Annotated in this window: 17 protein-coding genes; 9 read left to right on the forward strand and 8 right to left on the reverse strand. The window is 45.6% G+C overall.

Features of this window, described 5'->3' with window-relative positions; genetic code table 11:
- Positions 1 to 29: 29 nt before the first annotated feature.
- Positions 30 to 2,540 (reverse strand): phosphocholine-specific phospholipase C, encoded by a 2,511-nt coding sequence (locus tag CLV42_RS18220; RefSeq protein ID WP_106603362.1) that lies wholly within the window; start codon positions 2,538 to 2,540, stop codon positions 30 to 32.
- Between the two features lie 488 nt (positions 2,541 to 3,028).
- On the opposite strand from CLV42_RS18220, the gene budA reads away from it, so the two are divergent.
- Both budA and CLV42_RS18230 read left to right on the forward strand, forming a co-directional pair.
- The gene (gene budA, locus CLV42_RS18225) at positions 3,029 to 3,913 is read left to right on the forward strand and encodes an acetolactate decarboxylase (protein ID WP_106603363.1); all 885 of its coding nucleotides are present in this window, start codon (positions 3,029 to 3,031) and stop codon (positions 3,911 to 3,913) included.
- Positions 3,914 to 4,076: 163 nt separating this feature from the next.
- Complete coding sequence (locus CLV42_RS18230) at positions 4,077 to 4,601, forward strand: DinB family protein (RefSeq protein WP_106603542.1); 525 nt, start codon at positions 4,077 to 4,079, stop codon at positions 4,599 to 4,601.
- Between the two features lie 67 nt (positions 4,602 to 4,668).
- Here CLV42_RS18230 and CLV42_RS18235 read toward each other — a convergent pair whose 3' ends face one another.
- On the reverse strand, positions 4,669 to 5,220 hold the full coding sequence (locus CLV42_RS18235; protein WP_106603364.1) for a DNA-3-methyladenine glycosylase I: 552 nt from the start codon (positions 5,218 to 5,220) through the stop codon (positions 4,669 to 4,671).
- Positions 5,221 to 5,503: 283 nt separating this feature from the next.
- Between CLV42_RS18235 and CLV42_RS18240 the strand changes: the two genes are divergently transcribed.
- The 5 genes from CLV42_RS18240 (at position 5,504) to pstB (ending at position 9,535) form a co-directional block, all read left to right on the forward strand.
- Entirely contained in the window at positions 5,504 to 6,100 is a 597-nt protein-coding gene (locus tag CLV42_RS18240; RefSeq protein WP_146154417.1) for a hypothetical protein, read from the forward strand.
- Positions 6,101 to 6,186: 86 nt separating this feature from the next.
- On the forward strand, positions 6,187 to 7,017 hold the full coding sequence (locus CLV42_RS18245; protein ID WP_106603366.1) for a PstS family phosphate ABC transporter substrate-binding protein: 831 nt from the start codon (positions 6,187 to 6,189) through the stop codon (positions 7,015 to 7,017).
- 10 nt (positions 7,018 to 7,027) lie between these two features.
- Positions 7,028 to 7,918: a phosphate ABC transporter permease subunit PstC gene (gene pstC / locus CLV42_RS18250; RefSeq protein ID WP_106603367.1), complete on the forward strand. Its 891-nt coding sequence runs from the start codon at positions 7,028 to 7,030 to the stop codon at positions 7,916 to 7,918.
- Positions 7,915 to 8,760: a phosphate ABC transporter permease PstA gene (pstA, locus tag CLV42_RS18255; protein WP_245901681.1), complete on the forward strand. Its 846-nt coding sequence runs from the start codon at positions 7,915 to 7,917 to the stop codon at positions 8,758 to 8,760. Before pstC ends, pstA begins: the two co-directional genes overlap by 4 nt.
- Positions 8,753 to 9,535: a phosphate ABC transporter ATP-binding protein PstB gene (pstB, locus tag CLV42_RS18260; protein ID WP_245901682.1), complete on the forward strand. Its 783-nt coding sequence runs from the start codon at positions 8,753 to 8,755 to the stop codon at positions 9,533 to 9,535. The genes pstA and pstB overlap by 8 nt, the downstream gene beginning before the upstream one ends.
- A 71-nt stretch (positions 9,536 to 9,606) precedes the next feature.
- On the opposite strand, the gene CLV42_RS18265 is transcribed toward pstB, so the two are convergent.
- Positions 9,607 to 10,935 carry a hypothetical protein gene (locus tag CLV42_RS18265; protein ID WP_106603368.1) on the reverse strand — a complete coding sequence of 443 codons (1,329 nt, stop codon included), beginning with the start codon at positions 10,933 to 10,935 and terminating at the stop codon, positions 9,607 to 9,609.
- Positions 10,936 to 11,252: 317 nt separating this feature from the next.
- Here CLV42_RS18265 and CLV42_RS18270 point away from each other — a divergent pair, with 317 nt between their 5' ends.
- Both CLV42_RS18270 and CLV42_RS18275 read left to right on the forward strand, forming a co-directional pair.
- On the forward strand, positions 11,253 to 11,978 hold the full coding sequence (locus tag CLV42_RS18270; protein WP_106603369.1) for an SDR family NAD(P)-dependent oxidoreductase: 726 nt from the start codon (positions 11,253 to 11,255) through the stop codon (positions 11,976 to 11,978).
- A gap of 122 nt (positions 11,979 to 12,100) precedes the next feature.
- Positions 12,101 to 13,489: a hypothetical protein gene (locus tag CLV42_RS18275; protein ID WP_106603370.1), complete on the forward strand. Its 1,389-nt coding sequence runs from the start codon at positions 12,101 to 12,103 to the stop codon at positions 13,487 to 13,489.
- A 25-nt stretch (positions 13,490 to 13,514) separates the two neighbouring features.
- On the opposite strand, the gene CLV42_RS18280 is transcribed toward CLV42_RS18275, so the two are convergent.
- The 5 genes from CLV42_RS18280 to CLV42_RS18295 form a co-directional block, all read right to left on the reverse strand.
- Positions 13,515 to 18,386, reverse strand: a complete 4,872-nt coding sequence (locus CLV42_RS18280; protein ID WP_317048003.1) for a PKD domain-containing protein — start codon at positions 18,384 to 18,386, stop codon at positions 13,515 to 13,517.
- A 318-nt stretch (positions 18,387 to 18,704) separates the two neighbouring features.
- Entirely contained in the window at positions 18,705 to 18,839 is a 135-nt protein-coding gene (locus tag CLV42_RS34445) for a hypothetical protein (protein ID WP_262487440.1), read from the reverse strand.
- Positions 18,840 to 19,393: 554 nt separating this feature from the next.
- Positions 19,394 to 20,491, reverse strand: a complete 1,098-nt coding sequence (locus tag CLV42_RS18285; protein ID WP_106603371.1) for a TIGR03118 family protein — start codon at positions 20,489 to 20,491, stop codon at positions 19,394 to 19,396.
- Positions 20,492 to 20,876: 385 nt separating this feature from the next.
- Positions 20,877 to 21,866 carry an aldo/keto reductase gene (locus tag CLV42_RS18290; protein WP_211303480.1) on the reverse strand — a complete coding sequence of 330 codons (990 nt, stop codon included), beginning with the start codon at positions 21,864 to 21,866 and terminating at the stop codon, positions 20,877 to 20,879.
- Between the two features lie 65 nt (positions 21,867 to 21,931).
- Positions 21,932 to 22,789: a helix-turn-helix domain-containing protein gene (locus tag CLV42_RS18295; RefSeq protein ID WP_106603373.1), complete on the reverse strand. Its 858-nt coding sequence runs from the start codon at positions 22,787 to 22,789 to the stop codon at positions 21,932 to 21,934.
- Positions 22,790 to 22,834 lie beyond the last annotated feature (45 nt).

Raw genomic sequence — 22,834 nt, forward strand, 5'->3', positions numbered from 1 at the left:
AATCTCTCCGGTTTTTAACACTCAAATATTTACACAACATTCCCCATCAACGGATCTGTATGACTAACCTTCCCCGTCTCCACATGGCCTGCAAATCCCTCAAACATATCTGTTCCCGGCACACTGACAGTATAATCATACCACTGATGACTTCTGGCTAAATTTAGCACAACCTTCACCGTTTCCTGCGGAGCTATTGTGCGCGTTACAGCGCCATTCTTATAACTGTTGTCTTTTATCTCAACAGTGTATGCTTTAACATCATAGTTAGTGATGCTAACGATGATGTTGCCGCTCAACTCTGCCGCATTCTTTTTACTCTTTTCATAAAGCGTTTCTATCTTTATTTGCGGATTATTCCTGTCGCCTGCAAACTCACGATAGAAGCCATTAGGGGCATATACCCTCAGGTTATATCGACCCTTATCAAAATCATTCAGTGCCCATTCGTCCACAAGCGTATCTCCAGGAGCTGCGGCGTATTGCCATGTACGTAATGTTTCCATTTTGTAAGGCTGCATGGCATATACCATAAAAGGAGCACCTGCAGCACGTTCACCGAAAGCAGTCTTCGCCGCTTTAAAGCTGATGCCGTAGCTGTTCTTCTCTTTATTGAATTGCCCATTTACCAGCAGCTCATAAGGCGCAGCACAAGCCTGCCGCGTACCTTTTTCCTGTTTAGGGAAGTACGGCGACCGTAGATGATCTTTATTGATCTGCTCAATCTCCGATTCAGTCAGCGCCTTGAAGTTATCAGGCGCCTGCTTGAACTTTGCATTATATATCTTTTCGATAAACGCCTGTTTCTGCAGGAACTGCGGACTTTCAATCTGCTCTCCGTTATACGGCCTGAATGCAGAAGTCAGATCTCCGCAGATAGTTCTTCTCCACTGTGTGATGTTTTCTTCCTTCACCTGTTTGTTAAACTTCTTCGCGATAAAGTTTTCCAGGAATTGCAGAGAGGATGTATGATCAAACAGTTCTGAACAAACATACCCGCCTCTCGTCCACGGAGATGCGATGATCATTGGCACCCGGTAACCCAGGCCAATAGAGCTCTCCCTGATCCTGTCCGGATTAGCGGAAGGATTGGTCTGCTGCGCTTTCGTTGCAAAATCCATCCTGGGATCTATGCCGGATGATACCTTGCCGGTATTCTCTTTATAAGGATTGGGAACTGCGTACGGCACCACATGATCAAAGAAACCATCATTCTCATCATAGGTAAGTACAAAGATCGTTTTCTTCCATACCTCCGGATTCTGCAACAGGATCTCCATCACTTCATTCACATACCAGGGACCAAACCAGGGCTCTCCCGGATGGTCTGAGAAATTGGCGGGCGACATCAGCCAGGACACTGTTGGCAGCGTACCGTTTTTCACATCTTCCCTGAACTGGTGAAGGACGTCTCCTTTAGGCACATTCAGTTCTCTGCCGGCACCATCATCCTCATATTTGATAGTAGTCAGCTCATGGTAATGCGGATCGTTTTTATTTACCGTAAAGGCATTGGCATTTAGTTGCCTTTCTGCTTGAGGAAGGTTATTGTACGCCTCCATAGTATACTGCCGCTTATCTTCTTCTATTTTCGCCAGCACCTTCTTTGCTGCCGCCAGCTTGAGGCTGATGGCATCTGATGCAGGCTCTTTTTCCAGGCGTTCTATCTCTTTGAGGATATTAGCTTTCTTGAGATTAAGATTGGCAATACTACCCGGGTGTAAGCGGATATTGAATTGCTTGTAATACTCCAGTATGTTACAGCCGAAGTTGCTGAGCCAGTCATTCTCTTCTCCGTTCAGGCCAAATCCCATGGTCACCTCGTTCTGGTATACTTTCCAGGAAATGCCGTTCTCTTCCAGGCGCTCAGGATATGTTTTCCATGTCAGTTCCGGAGTGGCATAGTTGGTGATATTCCACAGATGCGCGATACCCGCCGGTTCATTCTTTTCACGTACAGTACCGGTCATCCAGTAATAACGGTTTGGATGTGTACCGGTAATGCTGGAACAAAAGTTCTGATCACAGATCGTAAAAGCATCCGCCAGCGAGTAATAGAACGGAAAATCCGCACGATCACAATATCCCATTGTCAGCGGTACATGCGCATATTCCTTCCTGGAAGTCTTCTTCACATCCAGCCAGCGATCGTATTTGCCTTCATTGCGTGCATCCGTCTGATCCGACCAGCCATGCGGTGTAGATCCCATCCAGGGTACTTTGGTGTCCATGGCATTCAGGCGGAAAGGCGCATAGGTCTGGCCTTCCTTGTTGGATTGCAGCCATACCTTGTTGCTGTTGCTCTGGCGGATAGCCCTTGGATCGTTAAATCCTCTGACGCCCTGCATTGTACCAAACAGGTGATCAAAGGAGCGGTTCTCCTGCATGAGGAATACAACATGTTCAGCATCATAAAAGGTGCTGCCCGGCTCCGGGTTAATAGCCAATGCACGCTGTATGGCTGGTGGCATTGTACTGGCAATAGCGGCGCTGCCTGACAATAGCGCTGCCTTTTTTAGAAAATCTCTGCGGGTATCCATATGCTTATACTTGATATTACTATTCGAAAAGATAGTGGGCTTCCGGTTCTCCTGTTCCTGACCAGGAGGTGGGCGAAGTTAAAAATAGCAATGCGAAAGGTCAACCCTTTGTATTTTAAATCTATTTAAAGTTTTCCAGCGGAGTATTTTGCTGATGTCAGTGGGCTTCTTTGTTTGTATAAACGGATTTGTGAACCAGCGGGAATATTTTCTGCGATCAGCATTTCAATAGCATTGGTCATTTGTGATAGGCGTTATTTGTAATGAAAGATAAGGCTGGTTAATTACCTTTGTTCCCGGCATTTAAAACGATCCCCACCTTTGGGGATTTTAATATCGCATTAGTTGACAGACATTTGCATATGAATAGCCATGTTAAATGTCTAGGTTTAAGTGAAGATCTGATGGGGGATCTTTCCGCTTAATGGTCGTCCCGGTTCAAACGGGACGACTTTTTATTGAATTACCATTATCCAATCATAAACGATATGACACAAGCATTTAATTACAGCAGGACCGGAGCATTACTGATGCTTATACTGTTCGGATCACTCTCTTCCTTACAGGCACAAAAACAAATCAGTGGAAGTAAAAATACCACCACCGCTAAAAAGTCGTCCAGGTATTGGAGAAGCAGAAGACTATCCGTGCCCACTGACTTCACGTTTAACACGCTTTTCCAATACGGTGTTGCCGATGCCTTTATCGGAGGCGTATTCGATGGCAATTACACCTGGCGCGAGTTAAAGGAACAGGGCGACTTCGGCCTGGGTGCTCCGGATCAGCTGGACGGTGAGCTGACCATCTGCGATGGGAAAGGCTATCAGACACTATCCACCGGTAAAACTATACAGGTAACAGACAGCTTTAAGACCTCGCTGGCTTTCGTTACCTTCTTCAGGGCAGATACTACTTTCGTGATCAGTGGTACCCAGGATAATACAGCCGCTTTTAAACAGATCGATAACTATGTGAAAAAGAAGAACGGCATGTACGCCATCAGGATCTCCGGCAGCTTTAATCAGCTGAAAACAAGGGCATTTCCCCCTCCGAAGCAGCCTTATGCGCCGCTGGCCACTTTGCTGAATACCCAGCAATTCTTTGATATAAAAAATACGAAAGGTGTGCTGATTGGGTATAAGCTGCCGACCTATATCAACGGTATCAGTATAGAAGGATACCATTTTCATTTCCTGTCAGACGACCGTACCCAGGGAGGACATATGCTGAACTTCTCAGGTAACGATCTGAAAGTAGAAGTGGCGGAACTGAGGGATTTCCATATGACGGTTCCGGACGATGGTTCCTTTATGAACTACGAGTTTAAAAAGAAGCAGAATATTGATCTGGAGAAAGTGGAGAAGGGGCATTAAGCCCCTTTTTTTATGCCCGGAAGGTACCTATCGAAATATTTAGCTCGATCAATAAATATCCTATATTTGCCGCGGAAATTACATTATAACCAGGCAGTGGATGAGCATATCTGCTGCTATACCACCAAATTGCATCATTGTACACAACGCAAAACAAGGTATCATGAGTACTCAAACAGAAAACATTGCAATAGCACAGACTAAACAGATCATCTCACAGCTCCTGACCACCTGGAACACAAATACCAACCGGGTCACCGCTTTCTTCAACAAATATGAAGATGATTTTTACCTGCAGGAAGTAGCGCCGGGTCGTAGCAGGGCCATATACCTGTTGGGCCACCTGGTGGCATCAAATGATGGTTTGCTGTCATTATTCGGCATCAGTGAAAAATTGTATCCACAGCTGGAGGAGCTGTTCCTTACCAACCCGGACAAAGCTTTTAATGAATATCCATCACCGGCGGAATTAAGAGAATACTGGAAGAAAGTGAGCAGTACACTGGCAGATCATTTCAGCAAAATGGAACCATCAGATTGGTTGTCCAGGCATACGAAGGTATCAGAAGAAGACTTTGCCAAAGAGCCTCACCGGAATAAGTTGAATGTACTGGTTAGCCGTGCTGGACATATCAGCTATCATATGGGGCAGTTGGTCTTCCTGGAGAAGAAAGAGCCTGCTTTTTAAGCGCATTATTCCCTGCTCATTGTGCTACCTTCGGGTGATGCAATGAGCAGGAAATTACCTTCTTTTTTTATTGTTTTGCTAACCACAATGGCTTTGCCTGTTGTACTTTCTTATACACCTTGCAAGTGGCATCATGAGCGCCCGGCAGACAGCCAATACTCATCAGGAATTCATTCACTATTTCCCCGCCTGTAAACTTAAATGTCTTCTTAAAGATCTTCACCCATTCCTCTTTTGTTTTTGGATGATGGAACGTTATCCATTTCTCAAAAGAACCATGTTCTTTTTGCAGCTGCAGGATGGTTTTGGCGTTTTCTATTGCCGCATTGATCTTTAAACGGTTTCTGATGATGCCGGGATCTGCCATCAATCTTTCCCTGTCAGCCTCCGTATAGGCGGCTACCTTTTTGATATTGAAATTGTGATATGCCTTCCTGAAACTGGCTTCCTTTCTCAGAATGGTTTCCCAGCTCAATCCTGCCTGATTGATTTCCATTATCAGGCGACAGAATAATTCGTTGTCGTCATGAATGGGAAAGCCGTAGTGCTGGTCGTGGTAAATTTGGTGTATCGCCTTTTTTTCTTCAGACATGAACTCGATCGCGGTGCAATATGACATATATGATCCTTCTAAAGTTTATATGGATTTTAAATGATGTGCTGTATGTGATAACAGACATCCGTTGTCTTGCTGACAGAAATTTTATGCCAAGATAGTCAAATTAGGCTTTACTATAGATCGTTTTGAGGGTTCTGAAGAATTTCATATTGCAAAGTTGGCAGGAGGGAGGATATTGCCAAAAGCAACCTGGATAAAATGTAGCCCGGACCACAGTAGTTAAATGCCGGAATATATATTTGACAGAACCTATTATGTACTGTTTATCTCATACCCGTTACCGATGAAAAGAATTTTTTTGTTAGCCGTAATTTGCCTGATAGGTATACAATCGTCAAAGGCGCAACGTCTCATGCACGCCGTAGGCGGCGGTTTTTTCGGAAGACCTTCGAATGCATTGTATGATGCTGGCGGTTTGTCATGGACCTATTCTCCCCGCTACAGTTTTGCGGAAAAAAAGAGAACCTCACTATCTATAGGTATTCCATTGACTGCTGGTATTGCTAATGTATTTGATGATCTGTCTGAAGGTAAGAATCGTCCGAATACGCGTGGCTACATGATCACTGTTCCCCTGATGTTCAATTTTAACATTGGCGCGGGTTCTGCCCGTAGCTGTAAAGAAAAATACGGCTACTTCGTTGGGGCAGGTTATGCTTATCAGGTTGGTTCTGTGTATGAAGCCTGGCCTGACAGACCGGGATATGATTTTAGTGAGCCCCATACCAGAAGCACTACGGGACCGGCCTTCAACATTGGTGGCCGTATAGCCTTGGGGCGGGAAAGAAAGCATATCATGGAGGTAAGAGCTTTATTTATGGCAGGGATCACGTCATATAAGTTTGGCCTTAATGAGTTTGCCTGGCTGATTTACTTTTAACCCCGGTTTCCTCTAGCCGCCCCGCAATTACTTCACATTCAGTTAACATTGAACTCGTATATTACTATCATAGCACTGGTGTTTGCATGAAATATAGCCTTTGTTTTTTCCTCATCCTATTGCTCTCCTGCAGCAATAAGCAGAAAGCTGTTAAAGTAAAAGGCTCTGACACAGAAGTAAACCTTGCCGTGGTCTTAGCCGAGCACTTTTACAAACTTAACAGACATTACCGCCTTGCCATCTCCGGTGGAGGTTCGGGCTTAGGTATTGCCTCCCTGTTAAATAACGAGGCAGATATGGCCAACTCCAGCAGGCCTCTCACGGCAGAGGAAAAAGCATTATTCGAGAAACGGGGTATTGCCCTGAAAACGGTCGTGTTTGCGGAAGATGCCACTGCCTTTATTGTACATAAAAACTTCCCTGTCGATTCCATCAGCGTGGATGCGTTGGCTGCCTTATTAAGCGGTAAATCCAAAACCTGGCAGCAGATAACGGGCAAACCAGTGCCTGTAAATATCTATGGCAGGCAAAGCAATTCCGGTACCTATTCTTTTGTACAAAAGAAGCTAGGTATTCAGTTCAGCACGGAAGCTAAGGAAATGAACGGGAATGCGCAGATCATGGAAGGAATCAAGACGGATGAGTCAGGAATAGGATATGTGGGCGCAGGATATATTATGCACGACAATGGAAAACAAGGTGTAAAGGTGCTGCGGGTCATCGATAGTGCCGGCAGACAGGCTATTTCTCCTTTAGATGCCAAAGCTATCACAGAAGGCCGCTATTTCTTCCAGCGTCCCTTGTATCAGTTCGTCAGAAGCAGTTCCTGGGGAAAAGTGGTACCATTTATCAACTTTGAGAAAAGTCCCGAAGGCCAACAGATCATCCGAAACTCAGGGTATTATATCATTGATTAAAGCAAGCCTAATGAAGTTAGCCGCTAGAGAAAGATTAGACAAGCTGGTAAAGTTGGTCTTCCGGACCACGGGTTTACTAGTGATTATGATCCTGGGAGGCATTCTGGTAATGTTGCTCTGGAACACCTTCGCCTTTTTCCTACACGTAAAACCGGTTGATTTTGTCACGGGTACACAATGGAACCCTGTTGGCCATAAGGCACGTTATGGGATGCTACCTTTGCTCGTCAGCACTGCGCTCGTGACCCTGGGAGCTATGGCCATTGCCATTCCGCTCGGGATTGGTACAGCCGCTTTTATTTCTGAGTATGCAGGAAAGAAATTGAGGAACATATTAAAACCGCTGATTGAAATGCTTGCGGCGGTACCTTCTGTAGCGATCGGCTTTTTAGGTATCGTGATCGTAGGTCCTGGCATTGCCAGTATCACCAATCAGGCCAACGGATTGAATGCACTGAATGGGGCTATACTCCTGGCTATTATGGCCTTGCCTACCATTATTACAGTAACGGAAGATGCATTACAGGCATTACCACAAACATATCGTGAAGCCAGTTATGGTGTAGGCGCCAGCAGATGGCAAACAGTGCGTAAAGTAGTAATACCCGCCGCAGCACCGGGGATTATTGCTGCCGTTATGTTAGGTGCAGGACGCGCCATTGGCGAAACAATGACGGTATTAATGGCCACAGGCAATGCATCCGCTTTTCCCAAAGGATTCTTTCACTCGGTACGTACCATCACCGCTACCATTGCTATTGAAATGGGAGAGGTGCCTTATCAGACTACACACTATTATGCATTGTTTGCCATCGCAGCAGTATTATTCCTGATAACGCTGCTGGTGAATCTGGCTGGTGAATATTTTGTAAACCGTTATAGAAAATACCAGGTTGCATGATGAAGAAGTTATCACCCGTCATAGAATGGTTTACACTCCTGTTTTGTACAGGTACCGTGCTGTCTTTCCTGGTAGTGATCCTGTACGACCTGGTTGTAAAAGGCTGGTCTACCTTATCCTGGCGGTTCATTACGGCACTGCCTACGCAGGGGATGACCAGGGGAGGTATTTTACCTGCCATCACAGGTACCATTACACTTACGCTGGTCACGGCTTTGGTGGCGGTACCACTGGGCATTGGTTGCGCCGTTTACCTGAATGAATATGCACCGGACAACTGGATGACGAGACTGATCAGGGGCTCTATCCGTAATTTGTCTGGCGTACCATCTATTATCTACGGACTGTTCGGCCTTGCTTTGTTTGTACAGGGTATGGGCATGGGCACTTCGATGATAGCAGCAGGACTAACCCTCGGACTTTTATCTCTTCCCTACATTATTTCCACGACAGAAGAAGCATTGCGACGCATTCCTGCCAGCACGCGTGAAGCTGCGTTGGGAATAGGCGCCACGCAGTTTGAATCTATCCGCGATGTAGTATTACCATCTGCTTTACCCGGCATCTTAACCGGTGTGGTATTGACCTTATCCAGGGCTGCCGGAGAAACAGCACCGATACTGTTTACCGGAGTAGCTTTTTATATTACCGGTTCTTCAGGGTTCCTTAACCAGGAATTTATGGCACTGCCTTACCATCTGTACATGTTGTCAACCCAGCACCAGTCAATAGAAGAGGTGCGGCCGCTGGCATATGGAACAGCGCTGGTACTGATAATAGTGGTGTTCCTGCTCAACTTAACTGCATTTTATATTCGTTATAAACATAGCAACAATGACTGAGGATGTAGCAATAATGATCAAAGAGAAAACAAAGCTGTCGGCAGCCGGTGTTAATCTCTGGTTTGGCAACAAACACGTATTGAAGAATGTTGGCGTTAGTTTTTCGGAGAAGAAAGTAACAGCGCTGATCGGTCCTTCCGGTTGTGGTAAGAGTACGTTGTTACGCTGTTTTAATCGCATGCATGACCTCGCGCCGGACGTCAGAATAGAAGGGAAACTGGCACTGGAAAAACAAGATCTCTACGATCGCGCCATCTCTGTAACACAGGTGCGCAAGAGAATAGGCATGGTATTTCAGAAAGCGAATCCTTTCCCGAAAAGTATCTATGAAAATATTAATTACGGTCTGAAGATCAATGACGTACCTGCAGGCGAAAGGCAAGGCATCATTGAAAACGCCCTGAAAGAAAGCTTCCTCTGGGATGAAGTAAAAGATGATCTGAAAAAGCCTGCCACCCGCCTATCCGGTGGTCAGCAGCAAAGGTTATGTATCGCGCGGACAGTAGCATTGCGTCCGGAAGTAATCCTGATGGATGAGCCTTGTTCTGCTTTAGATCCTATTAGTACTAGCAAAGTAGAAGAGCTGATTGAAAAACTGCGTGAGCAATATACCATTGTAATCGTGACACACAATATGCAGCAGGCACAGCGTGTTGCAGACAGTACTATTTTTATGTATTTGGGAGAAGTAGTGGAAGCAGGAAACACCAGTGATATCTTCAATAATCCGCAGAAAGAACTAACTGCCAATTATGTGAGAGGGCATTTCGGATGACGATCTCATACAGAAAATCCTGCCGGATAAATTAAAATCTGGCAGAGCCACTGATATTAATAATACTACAACTACTGAAATGGCAGCGGTCTTACAAAGCTCCTGTAGTAGTCAACATCAATCTCTTCGAGATCCTTCGCTGCTTTATACTCCGGATACTCTTTATTAGATGCATACTTCACTGCCTGCATAAACTGATCGACATAAGCCTGGTTCTTTTTAGCCGGCGTCTTTGCCTGATCAATGATGTCAGAAGCAGAAAGCATCGTTGTTTCCAGGTAGAGGATCTTGTCTTTTTTCCTGCTGGTATAAAATCCGAGGAAGCAGTGATCATGTGTCAGTACCATCACGGTAGAGATATGAATGGCCCTTAGCAGGGAAGCAAATACCACTGTGCCATCCACGCAATTCGCCTGGTTTGTTTTCATGGAATTGTCGAAGGTACGTACCGCCTGACTGACTAAAGCGTCGGTGCTGTTGGTGGATGTCGTGGTCACGCTGCTATATTGAAAACCTCTGTCATGTAGCACTTTCCAGATGGCAGCTACCTGCAGGATGGTATTGACATCATCACCCTGGTATCCACTGATGGAAGAGATCAGTTTTGTATTCAAGGCTTGTTTTAATATTTTATCGATCTCCGGATGTTGCTCCTGGATGAAGGCAGTAAACAGAAAGTCGAAGTTCTGTTCATGATAGCGATAAATGCAGTCATTAATGCTACGCATAAATAAGGGCATTGATTTTTCTGCTTTATTGCCATCTTCGTCATAAATTCTGAAGATGATATTGATTGGAGAACTCGACACTTGTTTTGCCAGCGTTGACATATTCCATGGAACGTTTGGCATGAAGTACACCTCCTGGCCTGCCTGCTGAAACATAAAGTCTCCGCTCACCTTATCGAAGTATGATTTATCAACGCTTTCAATTTCCCATTTTACAGGGATGTAGGAGTTGTTACTGATGAATCTGAACCCTAAAGCACTGCTCTTTACAGAGTTCATGAAGGCGTTATCAATATTGCCATTATAATTGGCCATACTGATCACCATAGAAGGGAAGATCTGTCCGTCGAAATAGGCAATAGGCTCCCATCTGAAATTGGTGAAATCACCCTTTTTATATTTGGGTTTTGTCGTCTGATCGGCAGGCACGGAAGGTTGTGGCGTATTACTCTTCACAACCTTTACAGATTTATTAAACTGCGCTGTGGTTCTCTTGGTCGCATCTATGAATCCCCCGAGAGTCCTCATTGTTTCTGTACCACTTTTGAGCATGTCATTGGCATCTTTCAATACTTTCGGGAGTTGGGCATAGAGGGGAGAAGAGAACGTCAGTATAATGGCAAGCAGGAAATATTGCTTCGCTCTCAACAGGTAAAATTGTCTGGTTTGCATCTTAATAGTTTTTGAACGTGTGGAACTACGTTTTGTAGTGTCAAAATGAGGTGGAATTTGTATATGGGGATTTGGCTGCAATAGTCAAAGGCACGATCGGGGGGGCCTGGCATTAGGCTCTCCCTTATCTTCCGTTAACAAAGTTATCTTATAGTTTTTGCTCAATTGGTTAATGAACTGTTAACCAATTAGTAATGGGGCTATTACTGCATATTGACTGCGGATATAATATGATGAATATAACTGTTACATCTCCCATCTGCGCCATGAGGCAACATTCCACCGGCGAATCAATGAAGAGTTCCTATATTTAGTCCATGCAAAGAAAAACTGTTCTCCTGCTTGGTGCTAATTCGGATGTGGCAAAGGCTGCTATACTGCGGTATGCAGCCAAAGGTCATCAGGTGATAGCTGCCTCGCGGAGCACCGATGCGCTTTATGCGCTTGTTGACCAGCATCCATCGTTTAAAGACCGGGTAACGGTGCTTTATTTTGATGCAGCAGATTTCGACAGTCATGCAGGTTTTTATGAGCAGCTGCCACAGAAACCCCATATTGTAGTGTACGCCGCCGGTTATCTCAGAAATAATGAAGAGGCCCTGCTGGACTTTCCGGGTAGTTTCCGGATGATGCAGGTACACTATGCCGGCGCTGTATCCATTCTGAATATCATTGCCATGGACAGGGAGAATGCACGTCTCGAGCGAATTGTAGGACTATCGTCCCTTTCCGGCGTACGGGGTAGGAAAAGCAATTTTATCTATGGAAGCACGAAGTCAGCCTTCACACAATACCTGGCCGGTTTGAGGCAGTACCTGTTCGGTAGACGGATCACGGTGAATGTGATCGTAGCCGGTTACATCCGTAGTAAGATGACTGCCGGACTGGACCTGCCGGAATCTCTGATGCTGGAGCCGGACTTTATCGCAAAGGCAGTGGTAGAAGCAGGCAACGGGTTCGTAATAGTACCGGGATTTAAATGGAAGATCATCTATACCGCACTGAAGTGGATGCCGGAACGCCTGGTGGCGAAGTTACCCTGACGCTCAGCACCGCATGCATAAGGAGTGGCAACCAGCTATGGCATAATATTTATGGAACTACTGCATGTGCGAAAGACAGGTGTGAGTACGGGAACATAGAAAATCATCCTAAATAGCTCAGTATGCAAAAGATATTCATGCTACTCGTCATGTGTTATCTGTGGCAGCCCGCCTTTTCCCAACATGAACACCACATGCCGGCGAAGAAAGACACAACAAAGCCCGGGTCGCAGATGAATATGGACGGCGATATGCATCACATGCAACATGGGGCTGGCATGAATATGCAGATGGATGTTCCCATGAGCCATGCTTTCTCACTAAACTTACCGATGAACAGAAACGGTTCTGGTACCGGATGGCTACCTGATGCATCGCCCATGTATGGATATATGATACATGCTAAAAAGTGGATGTATATGGTGCATGGCAGCATCTTCATCCGGTACAATGACCAGGACTTTACTGATAAAGGATCAAGAGGTGATTCAAAGTTTGATGCACCCTCCTGGTTCATGTTGATGGGACAGCGGAAAATAGGTCAGAAAGGCCTTTTTCATTTTAGTACCATGCTTTCTCTTGATCCAATTATAGAAGGAGGAAGAGGTTATCCGCTGTTATTTCAGACAGGGGAAAGTTATAAGGGACGACCCCTGATTGACCGCCAGCATCCGCACGATCTTTTTGATGAATTATCTGTAAGCTATTCTCATGCATTCTCCAGGAAAATAGACGCATTTATTTATGTCGCTTACCCGGGTGAACCTGCCCTGGGGCCAGTTACGTTTATGCACCGCCCTTCAGCGCTCGATAACCCTAATTCACCTATCTCACACCATTGGGTGGATGCTACTCATATTACTTTTGGCGTCGTAACGGTAGGTGTCCGGCTGGACAAGTTTAAACTGGAAGGTTCTTCCTTCACTGGCAGGGAACCAAATGAAGAACGGTACGGTTTCGACAAGCCAAAGTTTAATTCATGGAGCGGAAGACTTTCCTTTAATCCATCAGATAACTGGGCCTTACAGGTGTCTCATGGTTATCTGAAAAGTCCTGAGGAGTTGCATCCTGAAGAGAATGTTCATAAGACCACCGCTTCCGCTATATACAGTATTGATATGGGGAATGAAAACCGGATCAACGCAACAGTACTCTGGGGAATGAATAAAGAAAAGGAACACAAAGGCGAGAATGCCTTTATGGCGGAAGGTGCCTGGCGGAGAAATCGTTTAGCGGTGTATACGAGATATGAATTCACCGAAAAGTCCGGAGAAGAGCTGGTACTGGAACCGATGTTTGAAGCCCACGATAGGTTCAATATTCATGCACTTACATTGGGTGCTAACTATGATCTCTTCAGACTGTTGCATACGAGGGTAGCTGCTGGTGCACAATGGAGTATTTATCATGCGCCGGAGTCCCTTAATGCTTTATATGGTAAGAATCCTATGGCATTGGAAGTGTATTTGAGAATATATCCATCGCTGATGAGGATGGGAGGTAAAATGTAAAAAGCACTTGTATAATCAAAAACATTTACCTCACTATCGTCACCACACCCCTGAACAAAAACGTAGTCCCATCTTCACACACCGTCTCCATGGCATAAGCATAAGTTCCGATAGGCGCTATTTCATTCTTCCAGGTGCCATCCCAACCTGCTGCGGAGTTATTGATCTGGAAATGTGTTCTTTCGAACACCAGGCTGCCCCATCTGTCATAAATGCGCATCCACTTCACTTCTTTTACGCCGCGTCCTTTGGGATAGAACCAGTCATTCTTTCCATCCTTATTAGGTGTAATAGCATTAGGCATGAACACAGCGCCTTTGTCGCAGGTTATCTTAACGAACACTTCATCCGTAGCCTTACAGCCATAGCCGTTTTCTACTTCTACGGTATAGGTGGTGGATAGATTAGGTAAAGCTACTGGTGCGGGGCAGGTAGGACAACTCAGGTATTCTGATGGTGACCAGTTCCAGTTGATAATATCGGGGCTGCCCTGTCCGCGGAGTGTTACCGGGTCGCCCGCCATTGAGATACGGTCAGGCCCTGCGTCGATAGTAGGTGCTGGGTGTACACTTACCATCAGCGATGTATCATGTGTAAAGCAGTTGTCAGCGTCGTAACCGGTCACCTCGTAGGTATAGTCGCCTGTCGCTTTGATAGTAGCGTGTGGGTAGGGATTGTTAACATTATCGAGTCCTTCTCCTTTCCATACATAACGATCTGCACCGGATGCCCATAGCGGCAGTACCTGTCCGAGACATAGTATCGTATCGGGTGTAGCCTGTATCCTGAATGGCAGTGCCACACGGATGCTCACATCATCGGTATTGGTACAGTTGTTATCGTCGGTCACAGTCACCTGGTAGGTAGTGCTTACATCAGGGGCAGCGACGGGATCTGGTGCCTGCGGATTGCTCAGGCCCAAGGCAGGCGACCATTGATAAGTAGTTCCCCCACCGGCACTCAGCGTAGTGCTCTTGCCCAGACATATAAAGTCAGCCCCCGCTGTAGCATTGATCACAGGCTTAGGCAGTACAGTAATATCGTGCCGTGCCGTATCGCTACAGCCATCGGTGCTGACAACGGTAAGCACCACTTCCGCGGGACCAGTTTTACTGTACGTCTGATCGGGAGCCTGCTGTACATTGCCGGTTGTGCCATTGCCAAAATCCCATTTCCAGGCGACGTCATTCACCTTACTCACCGTTCCACTGAAGCTTACAGGCGCATCCTGACAGGCTTGTGGTGGGCCACTGATAGCTAATACCGGTTTCGGGTAGGCATGTACTGTTTTGCTTACCGTTTCTGTACAGCCATAAGCGGTGGTGGTAGTAAGGGTGAAATTATATTCCTTTGTTTTATCCAGGTAGAAACGGGGAGTAGCAGTGGTATCATTCTCCGCCGTTAAGCCGGATTCATATGTCCATTTGTATTTCGCTTCTTTTTTCAGCTCGTCAATGGAGTAACTGTTGAATTTAGGTGTAAAGGTGATCCAGCCTTCATCACACACAAAGGCCGGCTCAGGCGTCAGCGCTACCTCCAGTTTATCTATGACGATAGGATCCTGGAGGAAAGCAGTACCCTTACAACCTGCCTGGTCTGAGAGGATGAGGCGCGGTTTGTAAATACCCGGTTCTTTGAAGGTATGCTTGATAGTAGAATCCGTTGTTTCCAACACATTACCATCTGTAAAGTCCCATGCAAAATTAACAACAGCGTTTGCCTTTACCTGGAACTCAATCTCTTTGGTGAGACATCCGCCGTCAGATGAAGTCAGGATCGCAGCAAAAGGTCCTTTTACCACTACTTCCTCTTCATACTCGTCTTCTGTATCGGCATCGCCTGTCACCTTCAGTTTCACTTTATACTTGCCAGCATAGGTATATGTGTGAGAGGGATTGTCGAGGGTGGAAAAGCTACCATCGCCAAAATCCCAATAGGAAGTGCCGTAGTTAATGGATTTATTGTTGAAACGGGCTATTACCGGCGGACAACCACTGTTATTCACAAACGCGGTAGTGTATGTAAAGGCCGCACCAACACTCGATACCTTGATCTTTTTCTCGGTGCTGTCCGAACAGCCGTTGTCATCCTTTACCAGCAGTTTTATGTTATATATGCCTTTATCGGGATAGACCTTATACGGACTGGACTCCGTGGAGGAAGTGTTATCGCCGAAGTCCCAGAAGTAAGTAGCAGCGCCGCCTGTTTCGGAGGTGTAGTTATAGAACGATACACCAGTGCCTGGTGGTACCAGCGTAGCACTGGGTACAAAATCTGCATTGGGACCGTTCACCTGTAGGTAGTTACCGTTAGCTGTACTGGTACAGCCATCCTGGTCTGTCACCTTCAGCTTTGGATAGTAATAGCCAGACTTGCTGTAAGTATGTTTGAAAGGTGGAGCCGTAAATACCTGCGCAGCGGTGCCATCGCCGAAATCCCATGACCAGCTCTTTATAGGCTTCCCTTTGGAAACGTCTGTCTGGTCAGTGAAGGTTAGCGGTGTACCCCGGCATTCGAGTACATCCGGTGATTGAAACTTAGCTACCGGCCCATGTACGTTCACCACAACCTTATTGCTGCTATCGGGGCATCCCTGCAGGTTATATGCTGCGTATTGGATGGTGTCCCTGCCGGGTTGCAGGTTGATAAAGGTAGCGCTCTTATAATCGGTATTCCAATTGAAAGGAGTGCCGTCTGAAGAGAACCACCCATATAACGTGTTATATATAGGCGCATCTATGGACGTTATTGTGGACGTGAGCGCTTCGTTGCCGCACAGCGTTGTTTTGTCGGTCGTAATGGTAATGGGCGTCGGCGCATACACATTAATGTTCAGGGAGTCAGTACTGGTACAGGTGCCGTCTGAAACAGTCAGTTTTGCCATGTACGTACCTGTCTGGGCATATTTGTGCTTAACAGGAGTTGTTTGTGTGGTATACGTATTCTCCTTCCCATCTCCCCAGTTCCATTTCCAGCTGGTAATAGTGCCAATAGAGCGGTCATCAAAGATCATCTCCGTCCGGTGATCACAGTCAATAGGCTGCCTGCTAAAACGTGGGAAAGGGTTTACAGCTGTGATATACGCCTTTTTGGTAACTGTTTCGGCACAACCATAGTTTGAAACGATCAGCGTTACTGTATAGGTACCAGGATCTCTATAGCTATGCACCGTATTCTGTCCGGAACTGTAGGTGCCATCTCCGAAACTCCATGACCAGGAAGTACCCACATTTGTGGTGCTGTTGAAATTTACCCAGTTATTGCCACAAATCTGGGGCGCCTCAGGTGATGAAAAATCAGGTATCGGTTTTTTACGTACCTGTATAACACCACCAGGATAGATGTTTACCGTTCCTTTACAACCATTGGTAGTCGTATAGGTCAGCTTTACCGGGTAGGTGCCTTCCTTATTATAGGTATGTGAAGGTGTAGCTTCTGTCGATTTGGTGCTGCCATCACCGAAATCCCATTCATAGGTGGCAATAGCGTCGCCATTGCTGATGGAGCTGGTAAAGGTCGGTGTCAATCCTTCGCAGCCCTCAGTAACACTTGCATACGCATAGATGTCTGTTTTTACTACGTCCAGGAAATGTTGAACGTCGCTGCTACAGCCAAAATTATTGCTAACAGTGAGCGTTACGCCATAATACCCCAGCTGATTGTAGGTGAAGGATGGATTTGGCAGGGTGGACGTTTGTCCGGAGCCAAAATCCCACTTCCAGCTGGTGGCGCCCGACGATTTATCGATCATTTTCACCGTGGCGGGTACATCACAAATGATTTTCTGATCGAAGTCAAATTCGGCCTGTGGTGCCGGATTGACTACAAAGTTCTTGGTCACCGATTTCTGACAAGCACCATAGTCTGCCGTCATGGTCACTGTTATAGTACCGGTGCCTGCCGGATAATAAGAAGCAATGTTATCATAGCCATAGACCTCACCTTTATCAACGCTCCAGGTAATGTTGCTTGGCTGCGGACTGGTGATGGCTGTAAGAGCGGCTCCACCGTTCTCGCAGACACTTGTGGGTACCTGTAAATCAACATTCTGGTTGGCCACATTGATATCTCCGGATGTTTGAGTAGCAGTACACCCTTTGTCACTGGTAACAGTGAGCTTTATCTTGTAGGCGCCTTTGGTCGTATAAGTATGCGGACCAGGGCTCGCACCTGAAGCGCTGCCGCCATCGCCGAAATCCCATTGATAGGTAAGGTTACCAGGACCCGTAGATGTATTGGTAACGGTCAGTGGGCTGGAAGTGGTGCACAGGAAGTTGCTCGACACGTTAAAGCCGGCAACCAGTGAGGCTGCAGCCTCCACAATATTGTTGATCTGTTTTGATGCCGTACAACCGTTACTATTGGTGACGGTAAGGGTAACGGTGGGCGACGAAACATTATTATAAGTATGTACAGCCGGATTGCTGGAACTAACAGCGCCATCACCAAAATCCCAGCTATAGGTAGAGATGGTGCCGTTTACCGGGTCCGATTTATCTGTGAAGGTAACGTCAAAGGGTATACAACCTTTCGCAGGACTGGCGGTAAAATCCGGTTTAGGCTTTTCCCATACGGTCACAGTCTTTTGTGCGGTACTTGTGTTGCCGGCAGCATCCTTCACAGTCAGCGTTACGGTATAAGTGCCAGGCGACGTATAGGAAGCGCTCGGACTTCGTTGTGTAGAGGTAAAACCATTACCGAAGTTCCACTGCCAGGAAACAGGGTTACCAGTAGAATTATCATTGAATTTGGTGATCAGACTTTCACAATCGCTTGCTTTGCTTGGGTTAAAATCCGCTTTTACCTGCGCATGAACAGTAACGCTTAGTAAAAGCATGGTAAAAAGTACGACATAGGTGAAAACAACGCCCCGGGTTGTTTTGATAATTGAGGACATATCTAAGAGTTGGCGCCGGAAATTTAAGCAAAAAATCTGATCCGGTTGTTAAGCGAATGTTATAGGGGCCTCGGTGATACCACCGATTTCAGGGCTTTAGGACTTTGGAGTGCATACCTGCAGGTTACAACGCATGTGAATATACTGTGTTATGTTGTTTTCGTGTAATATGAAAGCGCCGGACTTAGCGTTTATTATCTGCGTCCTGAAAGGTTCGACAGGGTGGTGATGATAAACAGAAACACAGACAGCATACAAATCAATAAGCCAGCATGATCACTGCTGGCTTATTGGGCTAATGTGAATATATTGGTGGTATTACAACCCTGTTGTAGTACACCAGAATGTGTTAGGGGGAATGGTCGCAGCCTGCATTTTCTTTTCTGCTGTTTCACTCAGTCTTGCGATCTTCATTTTACTGATGTTCAGTTTTTTCTTGTTTTTCTTTTTCATAAACGGTCATTTAGGAGGTAAAAAAATGCCTACTCTTTTCTGAAGGTTTTCAGCTATCCCTTGTTGGAAATTGATGAATTATAAGGAGTTTGTGGGTTTCTATTACAGGTCATATACAGGCTATGGCATCAGTTACGTATTACGGGTCTACCCTAATTTAGGGCTTTTATTTAATAGCACCTCGTTTTATTATATGATAATTATCTAGTAGCCGTTGTAAGGTGGTCGACTTTTTCCTGTATGTGCGACACGAATTTAATAGCGAGCGATCTCTTCCAGTAAGCGACTGCCTTTGCGGAATCGCGCGTCTCCCTGTAATAGTCGCCCATGCTGTCATAGGTGTTAAAACTCTTAGGGAAGTATTCAATATTGAGCTGGAAGAATAGTAGCGATTTTGCATAATTTATGCAACAAGGTCGACAGATTCCCGGATTCTCTGCTGAATATGTGATGTAACTATATTAAAAAGGGGCGGAAGAGTAGCCTGGAATATGCTGCTATTCCAGGCTATAACGTTTGGCCACTGTTGCAGAATGGTATTAGTATATACGTTATTAATGGGATTTCATCAGGTAACCAAACAGGCCATGTGATTCGTCAGCGGGACCTGCCGTAAAAAATAGCTGTTTAGGATCGGCCTTGGGAACATTATTTTCCAGTGCCCATAAACCTTCAATAGTAATAGGTTTGCCCCAGCTGCTTAATGGTCCTACAAACTTTCCGTTGTCATCATACATGTTGATGCGGCCATCACCAAAATTGCCGATTAAGATAGCATGATTAAGGTTGCAGAAAGGACTACCAGATTCCACCATTCCCCAGGGGGAGTTAAGCGCTCCTTTGGATGCAAAACGTTTTACAAGTACACCATCGGTGCGATAAATGTCTACATATCCATTACCTGGACCAGCATCATCATCTTTTTTTTCCGGTAGTTTCTGTTTAGCATAAGTAACAAATAGCTTATCACCTATCAGCCGGATATTGAAAGGTGCAAAACCGGGAGGGATAGCAGGATCATGGAATGGTTTGGTTGTAACGTACTGAAAGTTCTTATCAAAAACATCTATTGTTCCGCCTCTGAAATTAGCTGCATAGATGAAATTATTGCCGCCATCATTTGCCATTGTTAGCCCTTTATACAATGCATTCCACGGCGATCTGTCGGCTGCAATTACAGCCACGTTGCCGGTGCCGGGCCCCCAGGCAGCAAGTGTCCCATCTTCGGTTGCAAAGATGAACCGGCTGGCAGTTACGGTTTTTCCCCACATGATAGCAAAATCGGTCGTGCCATTAAATACAACACCTGTAGGCGCTCCTTTGCCCGTATTTCCCGGACCCGGAATAGTTACAGGAGGGCGTAGCGTAGCGCCTGTTTTATCATAAATTGTACTTAATCCCGGCTCATTCGACGACAGCCAGATAGGACCACTGGGTGCTGCTGCGATACCCCAGGCGTTCACAAGGTTGGGGTCAATCTGTGCAGCGCCATAACCAGTAACATCAGCAACAAGGTTGGTTTGCTGGTAATTATCCAGGATGAAGTCATGTGGATTCTTCTTGCATCCTGCAACAAGCATAAAGAGGGCACAGACGAGTGCAAATTCCTTTGTTAAAAGAATGTTCTTCTTTAAGGTAGATCGTTTTGACATTTTGTTGGCTTTTAAATGTGATAAAACGGTATATCAAGCTGTAACCAATCGCCACAAGGAGGTCGTGGAATAGTGCCATGCAATAGTATCAGTCTGTACAATAGAATAAATGAACCAGCAATTGGTGTAAACGGGAAATGGGGTATTGAACGCATACAGGAGAAGAACAACGGCATTGCCTGCTACATGAACAATCTTTTTACCGTATTGTAGTCATATTTCGTTGGCGTAGAGGAAAGCATTCTCCTCTGTCTTTTAAACACAAAAAGCAAAAAGTTGGTTGCGTCAAAGGTAGGTAATTCATTGGATTTAATGTTGTTATTCTATCAAAGAAAAAGCCGGAGATAGCTTTCTCCGGCTTTAAAAAAGCATTGAGGATGGTTAATTATTTATTTAAGGCACTCATAAACATTTCAGGATAGCGTGTACCCGATACACTTCCTATGGGTATATCCGCGTTAATGCGTTGTAGATCTTCTGCTGAAAGATGTACATTTTCCGCTGCTATATTTTCTTCCAGGTACTTTATTCGTTTAGTACCGGGAATAGTAATAATATCCTTACCCTGGGCCAGTACCCATGCAATGGCTAACTGAGAAGGTGTACAGCCTTTTTCCGCGGCCAGCATACTGATCTTTTCTACCAGTGTGAGATTCTTTTGAAAGTTTTCTCCCTGGAAACGTGGTAAGTGTGCCCTGCTTCCCTGCAGGTCTTCAGGGGTTCTGATCTCTCCACTAAGAAAGCCCCGGCTGAGAGGCGAGTATGCAACCAGTCCTATTCCGAGTGCACGGATCGTTGGAAGTACTTCCGCTTCAATGTCCCGGGTCCAGAGGGAGTACTCTATTTGCAACGCTGTAATGGTATGAACAGCAGCGGCTTTCCGGATAGTGTCTGCAGCTGCCTCGGAAAGGCCGATGTAACGAACGACGCCTTTCTGAACAAGATCGGCGAGTGCGCCTATACTATCTTCGATTGGTACATTCGGATCTATCCGCGCAAGTGTATAAAGATCTATATAGTCTGTTTTAAGGCGTTGAAGGCTAAAGAGCACCGCATTGCGGATATAATCAGGATGGCCATTTACCGGCCCGATCATTCTTGATCCGTTAGGCCCCGGGGCAAACAGCTGGCCTGTCTTTACAGAAAGGAATGCTTTGTCCCGTTTACCTTTTATGGCCTGTGAGATCAGTGCTTCATTATGCCCAGAGAGGTAATAGTCAGCCGTATCTAAAAAGTTATGTCCCAGTTCAAGCGCTCTCTCAATGGTGGCGATGGAGGTGTTATCATCGGATTGTCCATAGGCGCCTGACATCCCCATACACCCTAAACCTATCGCCGATACCAGCGGTCCGTTTATTCCTAATTGTCTGTTCATGATTCGTTTTTTATTTCATGAACAAAGTTCAGGAGACATCAAGAACAGGAGCCGGACAAAACATATTAATTCCCTGACAAATCCTGAACGAAGGTAGTGATCGTTTTGCCTGTTACTTTTTTGAACAAACGGGAAAAGTATTCAGGATCATTAAAGCCGAGATCGTAAGCTAGTTCCTTAATGGAGCTTTTGGAATAGTAGAGCTTGCGTTTCGCTTCAAGTATGAGGCGGTTAGTGATAAATTCTTTGGGAGATAATCCGGAATAGTGTTTTACAATATTATACAGGCTATTGGTATTGATGGCAAGCTTTTCAGCAATCTCTATAATAGTGGGATGGTCGGTCAGATGATTCTCTACGATCAGTTTAAACCGGATGTATTTGGATAAGTTGTCGTCTGCCAGGTATTTATCAGCAGAAAAATACGCGGCATTAATTTCAGTCAACAGGGTATTGAGATGAGCAAGGATGAGTTCCGGATTGGTATCCATTTTTCTCAATAATCCCAGTAGCATTCCAAAGATGGATTGCAGTCTTGCCGCGTCAGATGGGGTGAACGCGATTTTCTGATTGTTGAATGGGTTTATGAGAAAGGGATATTGCCTTGGCAGCAGCGACAAACACTCTTCATCAAACCCCAGTTTATAATAATTAGTTCCCTGTTTGGTAGCCGGAAGATGGTGGATCTGGTGGGGAAGAATAAAGAGTAGCTCGTTGTTCTTTACGTCGAATCTTTCAAGATCAACGCCATGGCTGGTGAGACCTTCTATCATAAAGAGGAAAAAGTAATGAGGTGTGCGGTGGGCAAGACCGGTGATACCGAGCGTTTCGGGAGAAAGATGGCCAAACGTCGGTGATACAAGGCGGATAGGTAGTTGCTTGTTTTGTTTAAAGTGCTGAAGAAATGGTCCGAGGCTTTGCATGACCTAAAAGTAGTCAAAATAGGCAGGATAATATATGCCGGAGAA

It is taken from the genome of Chitinophaga ginsengisoli (assembly GCF_003014595.1).
In the GTDB taxonomy this organism is placed as follows: Bacteria; Bacteroidota; Bacteroidia; order Chitinophagales; family Chitinophagaceae; genus Chitinophaga; species Chitinophaga ginsengisoli.

Excerpts from the sequence above, each read along its gene's own strand:
- CLV42_RS18245 (WP_106603366.1), top strand. The coding sequence starts at position 6,187 with ATGAAATATAGCCTTTGTTTTTTCCTCATCCTATTGCTCTCCTGCAGC.
- pstC (WP_106603367.1), top strand. The coding sequence starts at position 7,028 with ATGAAGTTAGCCGCTAGAGAAAGATTAGACAAGCTGGTAAAGTTGGTC.
- CLV42_RS18230 (WP_106603542.1), top strand. The coding sequence starts at position 4,077 with ATGAGTACTCAAACAGAAAACATTGCAATAGCACAGACTAAACAGATC.
- CLV42_RS34445 (WP_262487440.1), bottom strand. The coding sequence starts at position 18,839 with ATGAAAAAGAAAAACAAGAAAAAACTGAACATCAGTAAAATGAAGATC.
- CLV42_RS18285 (WP_106603371.1), bottom strand. The coding sequence starts at position 20,491 with ATGTCAAAACGATCTACCTTAAAGAAGAACATTCTTTTAACAAAGGAA.
- CLV42_RS18220 (WP_106603362.1), bottom strand. The coding sequence starts at position 2,540 with ATGGATACCCGCAGAGATTTTCTAAAAAAGGCAGCGCTATTGTCAGGC.
- CLV42_RS18265 (WP_106603368.1), bottom strand. The coding sequence starts at position 10,935 with ATGCAAACCAGACAATTTTACCTGTTGAGAGCGAAGCAATATTTCCTG.
- CLV42_RS18280 (WP_317048003.1), bottom strand. The coding sequence starts at position 18,386 with ATGTCCTCAATTATCAAAACAACCCGGGGCGTTGTTTTCACCTATGTC.
- budA (WP_106603363.1), top strand. The coding sequence starts at position 3,029 with ATGACACAAGCATTTAATTACAGCAGGACCGGAGCATTACTGATGCTT.
- CLV42_RS18290 (WP_211303480.1), bottom strand. The coding sequence starts at position 21,866 with ATGAACAGACAATTAGGAATAAACGGACCGCTGGTATCGGCGATAGGT.
- CLV42_RS18235 (WP_106603364.1), bottom strand. The coding sequence starts at position 5,220 with ATGTCATATTGCACCGCGATCGAGTTCATGTCTGAAGAAAAAAAGGCG.
- CLV42_RS18240 (WP_146154417.1), top strand. The coding sequence starts at position 5,504 with ATGAAAAGAATTTTTTTGTTAGCCGTAATTTGCCTGATAGGTATACAA.
- CLV42_RS18270 (WP_106603369.1), top strand. The coding sequence starts at position 11,253 with ATGCAAAGAAAAACTGTTCTCCTGCTTGGTGCTAATTCGGATGTGGCA.
- pstA (WP_245901681.1), top strand. The coding sequence starts at position 7,915 with ATGATGAAGAAGTTATCACCCGTCATAGAATGGTTTACACTCCTGTTT.
- CLV42_RS18275 (WP_106603370.1), top strand. The coding sequence starts at position 12,101 with ATGCAAAAGATATTCATGCTACTCGTCATGTGTTATCTGTGGCAGCCC.
- CLV42_RS18295 (WP_106603373.1), bottom strand. The coding sequence starts at position 22,789 with ATGCAAAGCCTCGGACCATTTCTTCAGCACTTTAAACAAAACAAGCAA.
- pstB (WP_245901682.1), top strand. The coding sequence starts at position 8,753 with ATGACTGAGGATGTAGCAATAATGATCAAAGAGAAAACAAAGCTGTCG.